The sequence below is a fragment of the Acidovorax sp. genome, assembly GCF_034519795.1.
Lineage (GTDB): Bacteria > Pseudomonadota > Gammaproteobacteria > Burkholderiales > Burkholderiaceae_C > Acidovorax.
In genome coordinates, this window is record NZ_JAXHOB010000009.1 from 482,173 (window position 1) to 496,720 (window position 14,548).

The 14,548-nt window shown below is 68.1% G+C and carries 12 protein-coding genes; 9 read left to right on the forward strand and 3 right to left on the reverse strand.

Going from position 1 to position 14,548, the window contains the following annotated elements; translation table 11 throughout:
• The first annotated feature begins 64 nt into the window (after positions 1 to 64).
• Together U5N23_RS12940 and U5N23_RS12945 are read left to right on the forward strand one after the other, a co-directional pair.
• Positions 65 to 1,567: an amidase gene (locus U5N23_RS12940; RefSeq protein ID WP_416208602.1), complete on the forward strand. Its 1,503-nt coding sequence runs from the start codon at positions 65 to 67 to the stop codon at positions 1,565 to 1,567.
• A gap of 61 nt (positions 1,568 to 1,628) precedes the next feature.
• On the forward strand, positions 1,629 to 2,615 hold the full coding sequence (locus tag U5N23_RS12945) for a tripartite tricarboxylate transporter substrate binding protein (RefSeq protein WP_322593208.1): 987 nt from the start codon (positions 1,629 to 1,631) through the stop codon (positions 2,613 to 2,615).
• Positions 2,616 to 2,637: 22 nt separating this feature from the next.
• Here the strand turns inward: U5N23_RS12945 and U5N23_RS12950 are convergent, their stop codons facing one another.
• Positions 2,638 to 3,849 carry a hypothetical protein gene (locus U5N23_RS12950; RefSeq protein WP_322593209.1) on the reverse strand — a complete coding sequence of 404 codons (1,212 nt, stop codon included), beginning with the start codon at positions 3,847 to 3,849 and terminating at the stop codon, positions 2,638 to 2,640.
• A 271-nt stretch (positions 3,850 to 4,120) separates the two neighbouring features.
• Between U5N23_RS12950 and U5N23_RS12955 the strand changes: the two genes are divergently transcribed.
• Positions 4,121 to 5,131 (forward strand): hypothetical protein, encoded by a 1,011-nt coding sequence (locus tag U5N23_RS12955; protein ID WP_322593210.1) that lies wholly within the window; start codon positions 4,121 to 4,123, stop codon positions 5,129 to 5,131.
• Positions 5,132 to 5,219: 88 nt separating this feature from the next.
• Here U5N23_RS12955 and U5N23_RS12960 read toward each other — a convergent pair whose 3' ends face one another.
• Entirely contained in the window at positions 5,220 to 6,017 is a 798-nt protein-coding gene (locus tag U5N23_RS12960) for an IclR family transcriptional regulator (protein WP_322593211.1), read from the reverse strand.
• Positions 6,018 to 6,178: 161 nt separating this feature from the next.
• Between U5N23_RS12960 and U5N23_RS12965 the strand changes: the two genes are divergently transcribed.
• Genes U5N23_RS12965 through U5N23_RS12980 form a run of 4 tightly spaced genes read left to right on the forward strand, consistent with a single transcriptional unit; the run spans position 6,179 to position 11,469 of the window.
• A complete protein-coding gene (locus U5N23_RS12965) occupies positions 6,179 to 7,177 on the forward strand; it encodes a tripartite tricarboxylate transporter substrate binding protein (RefSeq protein ID WP_322593212.1) in 999 nt (332 codons plus the stop codon).
• A 16-nt stretch (positions 7,178 to 7,193) separates the two neighbouring features.
• Positions 7,194 to 7,994, forward strand: coding sequence for an enoyl-CoA hydratase/isomerase family protein (locus tag U5N23_RS12970; RefSeq protein ID WP_322593213.1), 801 nt, complete (start codon positions 7,194 to 7,196; stop codon positions 7,992 to 7,994).
• A gap of 5 nt (positions 7,995 to 7,999) precedes the next feature.
• Complete coding sequence (locus tag U5N23_RS12975; protein WP_322593214.1) at positions 8,000 to 10,084, forward strand: acetate--CoA ligase family protein; 2,085 nt, start codon at positions 8,000 to 8,002, stop codon at positions 10,082 to 10,084.
• Between the two features lie 56 nt (positions 10,085 to 10,140).
• Complete coding sequence (locus U5N23_RS12980) at positions 10,141 to 11,469, forward strand: MmgE/PrpD family protein (RefSeq protein ID WP_322593215.1); 1,329 nt, start codon at positions 10,141 to 10,143, stop codon at positions 11,467 to 11,469.
• Between the two features lie 81 nt (positions 11,470 to 11,550).
• On the opposite strand, the gene U5N23_RS12985 is transcribed toward U5N23_RS12980, so the two are convergent.
• Positions 11,551 to 12,027, reverse strand: coding sequence for an AraC family transcriptional regulator (locus U5N23_RS12985; RefSeq protein ID WP_322593216.1), 477 nt, complete (start codon positions 12,025 to 12,027; stop codon positions 11,551 to 11,553).
• 111 nt (positions 12,028 to 12,138) lie between these two features.
• Between U5N23_RS12985 and U5N23_RS12990 the strand changes: the two genes are divergently transcribed.
• Together U5N23_RS12990 and U5N23_RS12995 are read left to right on the forward strand one after the other, a co-directional pair.
• Positions 12,139 to 13,329: a PLP-dependent aminotransferase family protein gene (locus U5N23_RS12990; protein ID WP_322593217.1), complete on the forward strand. Its 1,191-nt coding sequence runs from the start codon at positions 12,139 to 12,141 to the stop codon at positions 13,327 to 13,329.
• Positions 13,329 to 13,571: a SlyX family protein gene (locus U5N23_RS12995; protein ID WP_322593218.1), complete on the forward strand. Its 243-nt coding sequence runs from the start codon at positions 13,329 to 13,331 to the stop codon at positions 13,569 to 13,571. The genes U5N23_RS12990 and U5N23_RS12995 overlap by 1 nt, the downstream gene beginning before the upstream one ends.
• The last annotated feature ends 977 nt before the right edge of the window (positions 13,572 to 14,548 follow it).

Consider the following 14,548-nt stretch of genomic DNA (forward strand, 5'->3'; position numbering starts at 1 on the left):
GCAAGGGTAACCTCAGAAATCGGCGATTGCAGAAAAGCAGCAGCCTGCCTATGCTGACATCGAAATGACTTGTTCGAACGCCGCCGCCCCCATGCCCGACTTCTCCAGCCTGCCCGCCACGGGCATCGCCCCCAGCGGCATCGTCGCCCACACGGCCGTGGGCCTGTCGCGCGCCATCCATGCGCGCGAGGTCTCGTGCGTGCAGGTGCTCGACGCCTACCTGGCCCAGGTGGACCGCCTGAACCCCGTGGTCAACGCCCTGGTGGCCCTGGCCGACCGCAATGTGCTGCACGATCTGGCGGCCGAGCGCGACGCGCAGCTGGCGCGTGGCCAGAGCCTGGGCCCGCTGCACGGCATGCCCCAGGCGCCCAAGGACATCGCGCCCGCGGCCGGCATGGTCACCACGCGCGGCTCCCCCCTCTTCGCCGGCCAGGTCACCACCACCGATGCCGTGGTGTTCGAGCGCATGCGCGCCAGCGGTGCGCTGTTCATCGGCCGCACCAATTCGCCCGAGTTCGGCCTGGGCGGGCACACCTACAACCCGGTGTACGGCACCACGCGCAATGCCTTCGACCCGGCGCGTTCGGCCGGCGGCAGCAGCGGCGGGGCAGGGGTGGCCGTGGCCCTGCACATGCTGCCCGTGGCCGATGGTTCGGACATGATGGGTTCGCTGCGCACGCCGGCCGCGTTCAACAATGTGTATGGTCTGCGCACCTCGCCGGGCCTGGTGCCGCACGGGCCGTCGGAAGAAGTGTTCTTCCAGCAGTTCAGCGTGACCGGGCCCATGGCGCGCAACATCCCCGACTTGGCGCTGCTGCTGTCGGTGCAGGCCGGTTTTGACGAGCGCCTGCCGCTCACGCGCCGCAGCGACGACGTGGCCGCCTTCGGCCAGCCGCTGGAGCGCGACTTCAAGGGCACGCGCATCGGCTGGCTGGGCGACCTGGGCGGCTACCTGCCCACCGATGCCGGGCTGTACTCCACTTGCGAGAAGGCGCTGGGCCATTTCCGCACCGTGGGCTGCACGGTGGAGAAGGCCGTGGTCGACTTCGACCTTGCGCAGCTGTGGAATGCCTGGCTCGACCTGCGCAGCTTCAGCGTGGCGGGTGCCAATGCGGCCCTGTACCACGATGCGCCCAAGCGCGCCCAGCTCAAGCCCGAGGCGGTGTGGGAGATACAGCGCGGCCTGGCGCTCACCGCCATGCAGGTCTATGACGCAGCGCGCGTGCGCACGGCCTGGTACCAGGTGCTGCGCGGGCTGTTCACGCGCTTCGACTTTCTGGTGCTGCCTGCCGCCCAGGTGTTCCCCTTCGACGCCAGCCTGGACTGGCCGCACGAAGTGGCCGGGCGCCGCATGGACACCTACCACCGCTGGATGGAGACCGTGGTGCCTGCCACCATGGCCGGCCTGCCCGCGCTGGCGGCACCCGCAGGCTTCGGCCCCGAGGGCCTGCCGGCCGGCCTGCAGATCATCGGCCCCGCGCAGACCGACGCGGCGGTGCTGCAGATCGGCCATGCGTATGACCTGGCCAGTGGTTACTCGCGCGTGCACAGTCCGCTGCTGCGGTGATCGGTTGCCGTCGTTCCTCGCCCCCCATCCCTTCGTCCTGTTGCTCCTGGAGATGTTCCCCATGCCCCTGTCGCGTTCCCGTTTTCTGTCGTGTCTTGTGGCCGGTGCAGCCGTGCTGGCGGTGCCCGCCGTAGCATTGGCCCAGCAGGGCTACCCTGATCGTGCCATCAAGCTCATCGTGCCCTTTGCACCCGGCGGCGCCACCGACATCCTGGGGCGCCTGCTGGCCACGGCCATGGGCGAGCGCCTGGGCCAGCCCATGGTGGTGGAGAACCGGGCCGGCGCCGGCACCGTGGTGGGGGCTTCCATCGTGGCCAAGGCCCCGGCCGATGGCTACACGCTGCTGCTGGGCGCCAACACCACCTTCACGCTGAACCCCGCCATCCGCAGCAACCTGCCGTACGACCCCGTGCGCAGCTTCACGCAACTGGGCCTGGTGGCCGACATGGGCCTGCTGCTGGTGGCCCACAACGACACGCCCGGCAGCACGCTCAAGGACGTGATCGCCCAGACCCGGGCCGCGCCCGAGAAGTTCTCGTATGGCTCCTACGGCACCGGCTCGTCGGTGCACTTCGGCGGCGAGGTGCTCAAGTCCACCACCGGGGCGAAGATGCTGCACGTGCCCTTCAACGGCAGCGCGCCCAACCTCACCGCGCTGATGGGCGGGCAGGTGCAGTTCGCGGTCGATACGGTGGTGGCATCCACCCCGCTCATCAAGGCCGGCAAGATCAAGCCCATCGTCGCCCTGGGCGCACAGCGCCTGGCCCTGTTGCCCAATTTGCCCACCGTGGCAGAAAGCGGTTACCCGGGCTTCGACATGGGTTCGTGGTTCGCTTTCGTCGGCCCGGCCGGCCTGCCCGCGCCCGTGCAGGCCAAACTGGAGAAGGCCCTGGCCGACACCATGGCCTCTGCCGAGTTCAAGAAGAAGCTGGTGGATATCGGCCTCACGCCCTCCTGGTCCAATGGCGACGGCCTGCGTGCGCGCATCGAGCGTGAATTGCCGGCCATGCGGGCTGTGGCGGCCAGGGCGGATATCCGCGCAGACTGAGCGCGGCCACCTCGCACCCTGCTCAGACCGGGGCTGCCGAAAACCCGCTGAGCCGGGCCACCTCGCGCAGCGCCTGCTGCGCGGCCGGCTTGCCGCTGAGGCTGTCGGCCAGGGTTACCGTGCGTCCGCCCTGCAGTTGGGCGCACAGCGTATAGACCTCTTCACGCGGGCCATTGCCCAGGCTCTGGGTATAGGCCAGGCGGATCGAGAGCTGCTGCACCTCCTGCGCAGGGCGCTGCACGAACGAAGTGCGCAGGCCGAGCAATCTCCGCTCCATGCGAATGCCCTGCTGCGCGTGCAAATAGCTGATGCGCCGGTTGCCCACCGCGAAAAGGGCCCAGGCCACCAGCAATGCGACCACCAGGCTCGCGCCCGCGCGCAGCACGGGCGCTGCCGCCATCGCCACGGTGAGGAACAGCGGCACGCCGACCAGCAGCCCCGTGAGGATGAAGATGCGCTGCGCGCGCCACGTGCGGCCCGCAGGCTGCTCCAACAGGGCTCCGCCGCCTGGCCCGGGGCTCACGGTGCAGACACCGCCCAGCGCTGCAGCCGCCTGCGCCAGGTCACCGCCCTCGTCGACTGGCGCCCCGTCGTCACCCTGCTGCGCGGCGGCGGCCTGCATGTCCAGCCCGAAGTGGGCCTGGTATCCCTGGGCGTCGGTGTCATCGCGGACCTCGAGCCTCCAGTACACGGGCTGGCCTGTGGCTTGCCCGCCATCGGCGCTGGATCCATCTGAGACCGGCAACCCGGCGGGCGCTTGCAACTGCCACTGCAGCCGCACCCCTTCGCCCCGTGCCTGCACCTGGGCGCGTGCGCTGGTGCTCCACTCCACGCTTTCCGAGTAGTGGCGATCATCACCGATGCGCGTGTCGTGCCGGCGCCGGCACTGCAGGTGGGCGCTGTAGCGCAGGCCGCTGCGAAAAGGGATTTTCAGGTCCACATGGGCCGTGAATTGCGATCCCAGCCGCGGCGGGAACGGCGTGAGCACCAGGCGTGCATCGCCATAGCGCAAACGCCTGCGCCGGCGCAGCCAGAGCGCGCGCAGCAGGCCCAGGGTGACCAGCGGGAACACCAGCACCAGCCACGCTGCGGGCCGGCCGTTCCACGCCTGGGGAAGCGCCTGGGTGCACAGCCACACGCTGAACACGAACGATACGGCTGCAAACCCGGCCATCACCCGGCTCTCCGTCTTCTGGTCGTCGGAAATGTGGTTGCGGGCAGACGGTGGGTTCATGGTGGGCTGGTGCGCAATGGGCCTATGGTATGCCGCCAAGTGTAGGAAGCCAGGCCGGGCCGCGCATGAATTTCCCCACGCCGAGCCAGGTGTCGCGTCGCAGCGGCCGCGCGGGCGCTGGTCCTGCCAGCGGGCGCGGTTCGCACCGCCGGCCGGCATTTGGCGGCGCTTGCGCCGCGCTCCGTCGCATGGCCCTGGAGTGCCACGATGCGCTGCCCTACCGTGACTGCATGCCGCAACTTGCGCGGCGCCCGTGAACGAAGGACTGCCCATGTACACCACACTGCTCCGCACCCTGGCTGCCACCACCTTGCTGACCCTGGCGGGCCATGCCAACTCGCAGTCGGCGGGTTACCGCACGCTCACCGTTCCTGGCGATACGCCCATTCAGGTCGCGCTGTTCTACCCCACGGCAGCAACCGCCCGCGCCCTGCCCATGGGCCCCTGGCAGCCCGTGGTGGCGCCGGGCGCTCCGGCGGGTCAGGCACCGCTCAAGGGGCTGGTGCTGATTTCGCACGGCACGGGCGGCTCCGAGGTGGGGCACCACCACCTGGCCACCCGGCTGGCCAGGGATGGCTACCTGGTCGCAGCCCTGCGCCACCCCGGCGACAACTGGCAAGACCGCTCCATGATCACCTCCGGCCACTACTTCGGCGAGCGCCCGCGCCAGGTCAGCCGGGTGCTCGACGCGCTGCTGGCCAGTCCCGAATGGGGCAACCGCATCCCGGCGGAGCGAATCGGCGCCGTGGGGCATTCGGCTGGTGGCTACACCGTGCTCGCGCTGGCTGGTGCACAGGCCGAACCCGAACGCGCGGCCCAGCACTGCCGCAGCGTGCAGGACGACCCCGTCTTCTGCTCCCTGGCCAAAGGGCCGGCCAGTGGCCCGGACGCCAAGGGCCGCGTCGCGCCCCCGGCTGACGGCCAGCGCGTCTCGGTGCCCGACCGCCGCATCCGCGCCGTGGTCGCCCTGGCCCCCATGGCCGTGGTGTTCACGCCCGAGAGCCTGGCGGCCATCACCGTGCCGGTGCGCGTCATCGTGGCCGAGCGCGATGCGGTGCTGGCCGGCAAATACCACGGCGGCCATGTGGCCGCCCACCTGCCCAAGGCCCAGGCCAGCACGGCGGCGGGGGCAGGGCACTTCGCCTTCATGGCGCAGTCGTCCATGCCGCTGCCGTCCGATGCGGGCGATGCCGCCGCCAATCCTCCGGGCTTTGACCGCGTGGCCTACCAGCCGCAGCTGGAGAACCAGGTGGCGGAGTTCTTTGCGCAGCAGTGGCGCTGAGAGGCATCGCCACTACCGCAAAACGGACTGCGGTCTGCAGTCTGCGGTCTGCGCAGGCTCCGGTGGCGAACGCTGACGCCTGTTATTCTCATTCCAGTTGCCGAAGCGCATCTCCGATCTTCCCGGCCAGCGCTTTGAGGGGCGCGCTGAGTTCGGCTTCCATCTCCAGCGCGCTCTGCTGTGTGGTGACACTCATGTTGAGCACGTAGATGGAGCCGCTGGGCGTGACGATGGGGATCGCGAGGGCGACCACCTCGGGCTGCCAGGACGCAGTGCAGTAGCCTTTTTCGCCAAACAGCTGCACCGCAGTGAGTATCTCTTCGCGCAGAGCCTTCCAGCCAGATGCACGCTGCTGCCCCAGCCTGGCCATCAGCCCCCGTCGCTGCGTTTCGGAGATCGCGCACAGGTACGCACGCCCCAGGGAGGTGAGTTCGATGGGCACGCGCTGACCCGCCACCACGCTTCGCAGCGATACCTTTCTGTTGTAGCGGATGGATTCCAGGTACACCATCTCCTCGCGGTCCGCCACGGCCAGCCCCACATTGACGCGCAGTTTCTCCGCCGCCGTGCGCATCAATGGCGCCGCGATCTGCAGCACCGGCGAGCCCGATCGCATGGCGTGCGCAAAGCTCAGCACCGGGGCCGCAAGCCGATAGGCGCGCCGCGCGCCGTCGTGTTCCAGCAGACCGCACTGCACCAGGGTCTGCGCCAGTCTGCTGACGGTGGCCCGCGACAGCCCCGTGCGCTCCGCCAGCTCGCCGTTTCCCAGCAGATCAGCGCCAGGCCGAAACGCCCGCAGGAGCTCCACCCCGCGCTCCAGCGACCGGTTCAGCGTGGGTTCCTCATGGTTCTTGCGTCTTGCGGCACTGCTGGCGGGTGGGTTCATGGTAGCCATTGTGGAGGTATTTCATTTCCAACCAGTGGAATGAAGGGGATGCACTGGAGAAGGCGTTCTCTTACGCTAACCCTGTGAGTGAGGCGGCCGACGATGCCGCTCCTTGAGGTCACTTGCCGTTGGTCAAATCCCCAAAAAATGGAGACAAAGAAATGCACCACTTCCTGCTTTCTGCGCGTTTGCGCATCACATCGATCATCGCGGCTGCCGCAGTCTTGAGCAGCCTGCACGCAGCTCCAGCCAATGCTGCATTCCCCGACAAGCCGGTTCGCATCATCGTGCCATTTGCGCCGGGCGGCGGTACGGACCTGGTGGCCCGCTCCATGACCGTGGTGATGGGGCAGGAGCTGGGCCAGCCGGTGATCATCGACAACAAGCCCGGCGCTGGAACCATCATCGGAACCGATGCCGCAGCCAAGAGCGCCCCCGACGGCTACACCCTGGTGATGGCCACCGTGGCGCATGTGGTCAATCCCAGCATTCAGCCCAAGCTGCCCTACAGCCATGAAACAGCGTTTGCGCCCGTGATGCTGGTGGGCGTATCTCCCAATGTCCTGGTCGTACGGGCCAGCAGCCCCTACAAATCCGTGAAGGACGTCATCGCTGCCGCCAAGGCGGCCCCGGGCAAGCTTTCCTTTGCGTCGCAGGGGGCGGGCACATCGGCCCATCTGGCCGGTGAATTGTTCAAGAACCTCACTGCAACGAACCTGATCCATGTGCCCTATCGCGGAGCCGGGCCCGCCCTCACCGACCTGCTGGGCGGCCAGGTGGATGTGATGTTTGCCACGGCCGCAGCCGTGGGAGCCATGATCGACAAGGGGCAACTGCGGGCCTTGGCGGTGACGACTGCTGCGCGGTCCAGCTCGCAGGTCCTGTCCCAGGTCCCCACCGTCGCGGAGAGCGGTGTGCCCGGTTATGTGGCGGACAGCTGGTACGGCCTCTTTGCTCCCGCCGGCACTCCTGCAGATGTGATCGAGAAGCTCAACAGTGCGGCCAAGAAAGCGGTCAACACAGAGGCTTTCCGCAAGAAGCTGGAAGCCGAAGGTCTCATCGTCAAGGGCGGATCGCCCCAGGAGTTCGACACCTACGCCAAGGGCGAAGAGGCCCGCTGGCGCAAGGTCGTCAAGGACAACAAGATCACCAACGACTAGCATTCGAAAGCAGAAAATGACCCCAGAGCTCATTGAACTGAACGTCACCCATGGCATCGCCACGCTCACGCTGAACCGCCCCGAAAAGCGCAACGCGATGAGCGACGGCATGCGCACCGAGTTCATCGCGGCGCTGGAGCATGTCAGCGCCGAAAAATCCATACGCGCGCTGGTGCTCACCGGCAATGGCAAGGGTTTCTGTGCGGGCGGTGACATCTCCGGCATGGAGCGCCGCATGAAGGCTCCTGCCGGGGAAATCGCCTTCAACGGCTGGCACCGCCAGCAGCGCGTGCACCACACGCAGACCCTGCTGCACACCATGCCCAAGCCAACCATCGCCGCCGTCAACGGCGCAGCGTCCGGGCTGGGCGCCGACACCGCGCTGGCATGCGACTTCATCATCGCCAATGAATGGGCGAATTTCTCCTGGTCCTACATCCACCGCGGCATCGTTCCCGATGGCGGAGGCATGTACTTCCTGCCCCGCCGCGTCGGGCTGCCCAAGGCCAAGGAGCTGATCTTCACCGGCCGCAAGGTCGATGTGGACGAGGCGCTGGCCATGGGCATCGTGGACCGCAAGACCTCGGCGCAAACGCTGGTGGCCGAGGCGCAGGCCTGGGCAGCCGAGCTCAGCCAGGGCTCGGCCACCGCACTGGCGCTGGGCAAGGCGATCCTGGACCAGAGCTTCGAGATGTCAGCGCAGCAGGTGTTCGCACAAGGCAGCCAGGCTCAAGGCATCTGCTACACGAGCACCGAGCACCGCGATGCGGTGATGGCCTTTTTGGCAAAGGCTTCTGCAACGGCCAGCAAGGAGTAGCTTTCATGAACGCCATTTCCCGCCTCCTCAAGCCCCGCAGCGTGGCCATCATCGGCGCATCCGCCGATGCCGCCAAGACCGCAGGCCGCCCCGTGTCCTATCTGCTCAAGCACGGCTTTGCCGGCGACATCTACCCGGTCAACCCCAAGGTGGACCGGATCGGTGACCTGGTCTGCTACCCGGACATCGCTTCACTGCCTGCGGTGCCTGACGTCGCCATCGTCCTGCTGGGCGCTGAGCGGGCCCATCTGGCCGTGCGGGATCTCGCAGCCCTGGGCACTGCCGCAGCCATCGTCCTGGCCAGCGGCTACACCGAAACCGGCGAGGAGGGCGCACGCCGGCAGCAGCAACTGGTCGAGGCCGCGGGCGGCATGCGCATCCTGGGGCCCAACACCATCGGTCTCGTCAACCTGACCGACTCCATCGTGCTGTCGGCCACCGGTGCGCTGGAGATGGCGCATTTCCCCGTGGGCGGCATTGGCGTCGTGTCGCAAAGCGGCGGCATCCTGGGGGCACTGCTGTCGCGCGCTGCGGCGCGTGGCGTGGGCTTGTCCAAGCTGATCTCCACCAGCAACGAGGTGGACCTGGAACTGGCCGACTTCATCGACCACCTGGCCGATGACGAGGCCACCAAGGTCATCGCCCTGTATGTGGAGACCGTGCGCGACCCCGCCAAATTCCGCAGCGCCTGCCTCAAGGCCGCGCGCGCCGGCAAGCCGGTGGTGGCGTTCAAGATCGGCCGCTCCGAAGCGGGTGCAAAGGCTGCCGTCTCGCACACCGGTGCGCTGGCTGGCGCCGACCGCATGTACGACGCGCTGTTCAAGCAGGTCGGCGTGATCCGCGCGCAAAGCTTCAGCGACCTGCTGGACATTCCGGCCGCGCTGGCCACCGGCCGCAAGCTGCAGGGCAAGCGCGTCGCCATCCTGACCTCCACCGGCGGTGCCGGCACGCTGGTGTCCGACGATCTGGGCATGGCCGGCTTCGACACCCCTGCACCCGACGCGGCCACGGCCGCAGCCCTGCGCGCGCTGCAGACTGGCGACCATGCCGTGCTGGACCGCAACCCCATCGACGTGACGCTGGCCGGCCTCCAACCCGACCTGCTGCGCGGCGCCATCAAGGTGCTGCTGCAGAGCCCGAGCTACGATGCGCTGACCATCATCGTGGGCTCCTCCAGCCTGGCCATGCCCGAGCTGCTGGCCGGTGCCATAGAGGACTGCCTGCCCCATTCCGACAAGCCGGTGATCGCCTACGTCAGCCCGCATGCACCTGAAGTGGGTGCGCTGCTCACGCAGCGCGGGGTACCCGCTTTCGCCGCTGCGGAGAGCTGCACGGCGGCCCTGCGCGCCATGTTCCAGGTGGCGCAGTTGCAACCGCAGGTCGAGTCCAGCGAACCGGCTGCGGTGGTGGCGGTGCAAGATCTGCCGACCGGCGCTCTGGACGAATACCAGGCCAAGCAGCTGTTCACACGCTTCGGCGTGCCCTGTGCGGGCGAGCGCATCGTCGCCTCGCCCGCAGAGGCCGAAGCCGCAGCGCGTGAACTGGGTGGCCGCGTGGTGCTGAAGATTCTCTCGGCCGAGATCACACACAAGAGCGACGTGGGCGGTGTGGCGGTGAACCTGACGGCCGAGACCATCGGTGCGCGCCTCACGGCCATGGCGTCGGAAGTCGAGGCCCGGGCCGGTGTGCTGCCCAAGCGCTTTCTCGTCCAGGAGATGGTCGGTGGCGGCACCGAGCTGATCCTGGGCATGCACCGTGACGCGCTGGGTACGGCCATCTTGCTGGGCATGGGCGGCGTCACGGCCGAGCTGTTCAAGGACACGGGCATGCGCCTGCTGCCGCCCACCGGCGGGCTGTCGCGCGCTGATGCGCTGGCCATGGCGCAGGAGCTCAAGACCTGGCCGCTGCTGGATGGCTTTCGTGGCCGGCCGCTGGCTGACGTCGATGCACTGGTCAGCGCCATCGTGGCCTTTTCGCAGATGGCGGCCCAGCTCGGCGAGCGCCTGGTTGAAGCCGAGATCAACCCGGTGTTCGTGCTGCCCCAGGGCCAGGGCGTTCGCGCGGCCGACGGTGTGGTGGTGCTGGCCTGATGGCTGCGAAGCGGGCACGAAGTGCTTGAGAATTGTCCCCTGTCTGGAAACCTGAAATGCACGCTACAGAAATCTTTGCCCGGTATGCGACCGAGTTCCAGCGGCAACCGCTGCCCGGCGAGGTGATCCACCACGCCAAGCGCGCCGTGATCGATTGGTACGCCTCCCTGTTCCCGGGGCTGAGCACGCCGCCCGTCGCGATCCTGGAGCAGACCCTGGTGGACGACCTTGACCGGGGGCGCGCTTTTCTCGGGGGCGGGCGTGCGAGCACCGCGCGCACCGCCGCACTCATCAACGGCACAGCGGCGCATGCCGCCGAGGTGGATGACAGTTTTCGCGATGCGATGTACCACCCGGGCGCCGCCACCATTGCCGCCGCCTTGGCTGCGGGGCAGGACCTGGGCGTTTCGGGCCTCGAATTTCTGCGCGGTGTGGTGCTCGGCTACGAGGTGTCCACCCGCATCGGGGTGGTGATGGGGCGGCCCCACTACCAGTTCTGGCACAGCACCGGCACCGTCGGCAGCTTTGGTGCAGCGGCTGCGGTGGGCGGGCTCCTGCGGCTGGATGGGCCTGTGTTCGCCCATGCGCTGGCAACCGCCGCGACCTTTGCTGCCGGGCTTCAGCAGGCGTTTCGCATGGACTCGATGTCCAAGCCCCTGCACGCAGGGCGGGCGGCCGAGGCCGGCTTGCTTGCCGCGCAACTGGCCTCGCGTGGCCTGACCGGATCGCTCGATGTGCTGGACGGTGAAACCGGTCTGGGCCAGGCCATGAGCAATGGTCCCGACTGGTCCCAGGTCGGCGCAACGCTGGGGCGGGACTTTCATATCACCCGCCTGACCTTCAAGAACCATATCGGGTGCGGCCACACGTTTGCAGCCATCGATGGCGCACTGGAACTGCGGCAGCGTCACCACCTCCAGGCCGAGCAGATCAAGAGCGTGCGGGTGGCGACCTACCGTCCCGCCCTCGACATCGCCTGCTACACCCGCCCCACCACGGCGAACGAAGCGCGCTTCAGCCTGAGCTACGTCGTGGCCACTGCGCTGTCGCATGGCAGCGTTCGCCTGGCAGCCTACGAGCCAGGCCGCCTGGACGACTCCGCTACCCGCGCGCTGATGGAGCGCATAACGGTCGAGGTGGATCCGGTGCTCGATGCCGCCTTTCCTGGCCAGCGGTCTGCGCGCATCGACATCGAGACGGTGGACGGCCGCCGGCTCTCGCACTTTCAGCCCAACCGCAAGGGCGACCCGGAGCAGGCCCTCACGGACGCGGAGCTGGAAGGCAAGTTTCTGGAGCTGGCAGAACCTGTCATCGGGCAGGCGCGGTCCCAGTCGCTGCTGGTCAGGCTTTGGGCGCTGGACGCGAGCGCAACCCTTGCGCTGTGATGGCTGGCATGTCCCGGCGTTTCCCTTGGCCCGCAGCGGCCCATCCGTTCCGAAGCCACCGGCGGTAGGGCTGGGGTGGGGTCAGGGTGCGCGCCGCACTGCTACATACAGCCAGCATACGAAGACGCCGGTCGCAGGGTCCATCGCAAAGTCCTCTTCGTAGACCTCGACGGCCGGCCGCGCATCCAACTCCCAGCCCTTGGGCATCTGGGCCGGCGCGCCCATGCCGGCCCAGGCCGCACCGATCTCGGCGCCCGTGCCCTCGAAGCGCGCGCAGGCGTAGTCCCCACCCGCAAAATCCTGCACCTGCGCATCGGTCCCCGTGCGCAGGCCCACGCCGACCTGCACGCAGGCGTCGTAGCGGCACTGCTCGGGGGGTGTGCAGGCCGGGTCGTCCAGGCTGATGCCATAGAACCTGGGGCGCGGCTCGCTCAGGCGATGCTCGGCGCACCACTGGCCAAAGCGCTCCCACAGCTGTCCCAGGGCCGGGCCGTAGGGGCCGGTGTGGCGCATGCAGGCCAGGCGCATCTTCGGCAGTTGGCGGATTTCCAGGGGCATGGTGCCTTGTCTCGGTCGTTTGGAGGGGATGCGCCAGTCTACGCCGCAGGAAACCTGCGCCGCAATTGGCGACAATGGAGGGATTCGCCACTGTCACCGGGACCCCACTCCATGCAATTCGCCGACCGCCTGAACAATGTAGAAACCTCTGCCATCCGCGAGCTCTTCAAGCTGCTGGGCAAGCCCGGCATCATCAGCTTTGCCGGTGGCTTCCCCGACAGCGCCATGTTCGACGTGGAAGGCATCCGCGCGGCCAGCAACCAGGCGCTGACGGACGAACCCGGTGCCGCGCTGCAGTACGGTGCGACCGAAGGCTACCAGCCCCTGCGCGAGCAATTGGCCGCCTTCATGGCCAGCAAGGGAGCCACGGACCTGGCGCCCGAGAACCTGATTGTCACCACCGGCAGCCAGCAGGCGCTGGACCTGCTGGGCAAGACCCTCATCAGCCCCGGCGACAAGGTCATCGTCGAAGGCCCCACCTTCCTGGCCACCATCCAGTGCTTTCGCCTGTACGGCGCCGAGCTGATCAGCGCGCCCATCGATGAAAACGGCGTGAAGACCGATGAGCTCGAAAAGCTCATCGCCGAGCACAAGCCGAAATTCGTCTACCTGATCCCCACCTTCGGCAACCCCAGCGGCGTGATGTTGAGCCTGGAGCGGCGCAAGGCGGTGCTGGAGATGGCCGTCAAGCACCAGACCCTGATCGTCGAAGACGACCCCTACGGCGACCTGTACTTCGGCGAAGCCCCGCCACCGAGCCTGCTGAACCTTTCGGCCACCGTACCCGGCAGCCGCGAGCTGCTGGCGCACTGCGGCTCCATGAGCAAGGTGCTCTCGCCCGGCCTGCGCGTGGGCTGGATGATCGCCCCGGCCGAGCTGCTGGCCAAGGCCACCATGTGCAAGCAGTTCAGCGATGCGCACACCAGTACCTTCGCCCAGGCCACGGCCGCCCAGTACCTCAAGGCCGGCCGCATGCCCGCCACGCTGGCCAAGGTGCGCAAGGTGTATGCCGAGCGCGCGCAGGCCATGGGTGATGCCCTGCGCAAGGAACTGGGCGACGCCATCGAATTCGTGCAGCCCCAGGGCGGCCTGTTCGTGTGGGCGCGCCTCACGGGTGCGGGCGGCAAGGTGGCCGACGGCAACGTGCTGGCCAAGCGCGCCATCGAAAAGGGCGTGGCCTTCGTGCCCGGCACGCCGTTCTACTGCGCCAACCCCGACAACGCCACCTTGCGCCTGTCGTTCGCCACGGCCGATGTGGAGAAGATCCGCGAAGGCGTGGCGCGCCTGGGCCAGGCCTTGTGATGGAACCTGTGTCCGATCAGGGCGCAGACCAGCAGCGCATCATCGAGCGGCTGGAGAGCCTGGAGATCAAGGCTAGCTTCACCGAGGACCTGCTGGACCAGCTCAACCTGACCATCTACCGCCAGCAGGAGCTGATCGACCGGCTCACGCAGGAGGTCATCCAGCTGCGCCAGCAGGCGCCGGATGGTGGTGCGGGTGGGGCGCCGCGCAATCTGCGGGATGAGTTGCCGCCGCATTACTGAGGTTGCTGTGGTGTTGATCTGAGTTGCGTTGCGGAGCGGGGTCTACTTTGTGTTTGGTTGGTTGGGGCTTCTGTGATTTGCTGAGGGCGGAGGCCGGGTCTTGGCCCGGCGGCCGAGGTACTTGTTCTTTGCTTCGCCAAAGAAAAGTACCCCAAAGAAAGGCGACCCCGCTGCCCGTGTCCCCCTCGCCCGGGGGCGAGGGGGCAGCCTGCGATGCTCGGTCCTGGGGTGACGCCGAAGAACTCCCTGCGCTGCCTCTGCGAGGCAGCTGCGGTCAAACAGCTTCGGCGAGCCAGATGACGAGGCGCGTGTCCTTCGGCACGCGCTCACCCCAGGCCCTGCGCTTCTCGGCACGGTCAGAAGGGGGTGGAAGCGGGCTCCACACGGGCCATTGCTTCGCTCGGCCTGATGGCCCTTCGCTGCGCTCGGCTCGCCAAGGCAATCGCGCCCCAGCTGTCGGCAGCGCGCAACGCGCGCGTCCCCGACCCCAGGCGCAGCTGCGCAGCAGCAGCCGTGTGGTACCCGCTCCCCACCCCTGCTGGCTGCGCCGAGAAGCGCAGGGGCTGGGGTGGGTGCGTGTGCCGAAGGACACACGCACTTCGTGATCTGGCTTGCCGATGCTGTTTGAGCGGAGTTCGAAGAACGCAGCGAGTTCATCGGCACCACCCCAGCTCCGAGCATCGCAGGTTGCCCCCGTTCGCCCGACAGGGCGTACGGGGGACGCAGACTGGGGACCGCCTTCTCTTTGGTGACTTTCTCTTGGCGGCCAAGAGAAAGTTACTGCGCCGCCGGGCGCACACCCCGGCCTCCGCCCTCGGCAAAAGCACGCAGTAACCACAGATACAGAACGGCACTGGGGCCCACACCCATCACGCCCGCACCGCCCTCCAAGCCGCAGCCGCCAACTCACTGCGGTACACCTGCGGCGAAGGCAGACCCCCCTGGCCAGCCCGCTCCGACAACCACGCCCGGCAATA

Bases quoted from the DNA above. Each gene is read 5' to 3' on its own strand.
- U5N23_RS12960 (WP_322593211.1), bottom strand. From the start codon at position 6,017: ATGAACCCACCCGCCAGCAGTGCCGCAAGACGCAAGAACCATGAGGAA.
- U5N23_RS12945 (WP_322593208.1), top strand. From the start codon at position 1,629: ATGCCCCTGTCGCGTTCCCGTTTTCTGTCGTGTCTTGTGGCCGGTGCA.
- U5N23_RS12975 (WP_322593214.1), top strand. From the start codon at position 8,000: ATGAACGCCATTTCCCGCCTCCTCAAGCCCCGCAGCGTGGCCATCATC.
- U5N23_RS12940 (WP_416208602.1), top strand. From the start codon at position 65: ATGACTTGTTCGAACGCCGCCGCCCCCATGCCCGACTTCTCCAGCCTG.
- U5N23_RS12950 (WP_322593209.1), bottom strand. From the start codon at position 3,849: ATGAACCCACCGTCTGCCCGCAACCACATTTCCGACGACCAGAAGACG.
- U5N23_RS12970 (WP_322593213.1), top strand. From the start codon at position 7,194: ATGACCCCAGAGCTCATTGAACTGAACGTCACCCATGGCATCGCCACG.
- U5N23_RS12980 (WP_322593215.1), top strand. From the start codon at position 10,141: ATGCACGCTACAGAAATCTTTGCCCGGTATGCGACCGAGTTCCAGCGG.
- U5N23_RS12955 (WP_322593210.1), top strand. From the start codon at position 4,121: ATGTACACCACACTGCTCCGCACCCTGGCTGCCACCACCTTGCTGACC.
- U5N23_RS12990 (WP_322593217.1), top strand. From the start codon at position 12,139: ATGCAATTCGCCGACCGCCTGAACAATGTAGAAACCTCTGCCATCCGC.
- U5N23_RS12965 (WP_322593212.1), top strand. From the start codon at position 6,179: ATGCACCACTTCCTGCTTTCTGCGCGTTTGCGCATCACATCGATCATC.
- U5N23_RS12985 (WP_322593216.1), bottom strand. From the start codon at position 12,027: ATGCCCCTGGAAATCCGCCAACTGCCGAAGATGCGCCTGGCCTGCATG.
- U5N23_RS12995 (WP_322593218.1), top strand. From the start codon at position 13,329: ATGGAACCTGTGTCCGATCAGGGCGCAGACCAGCAGCGCATCATCGAG.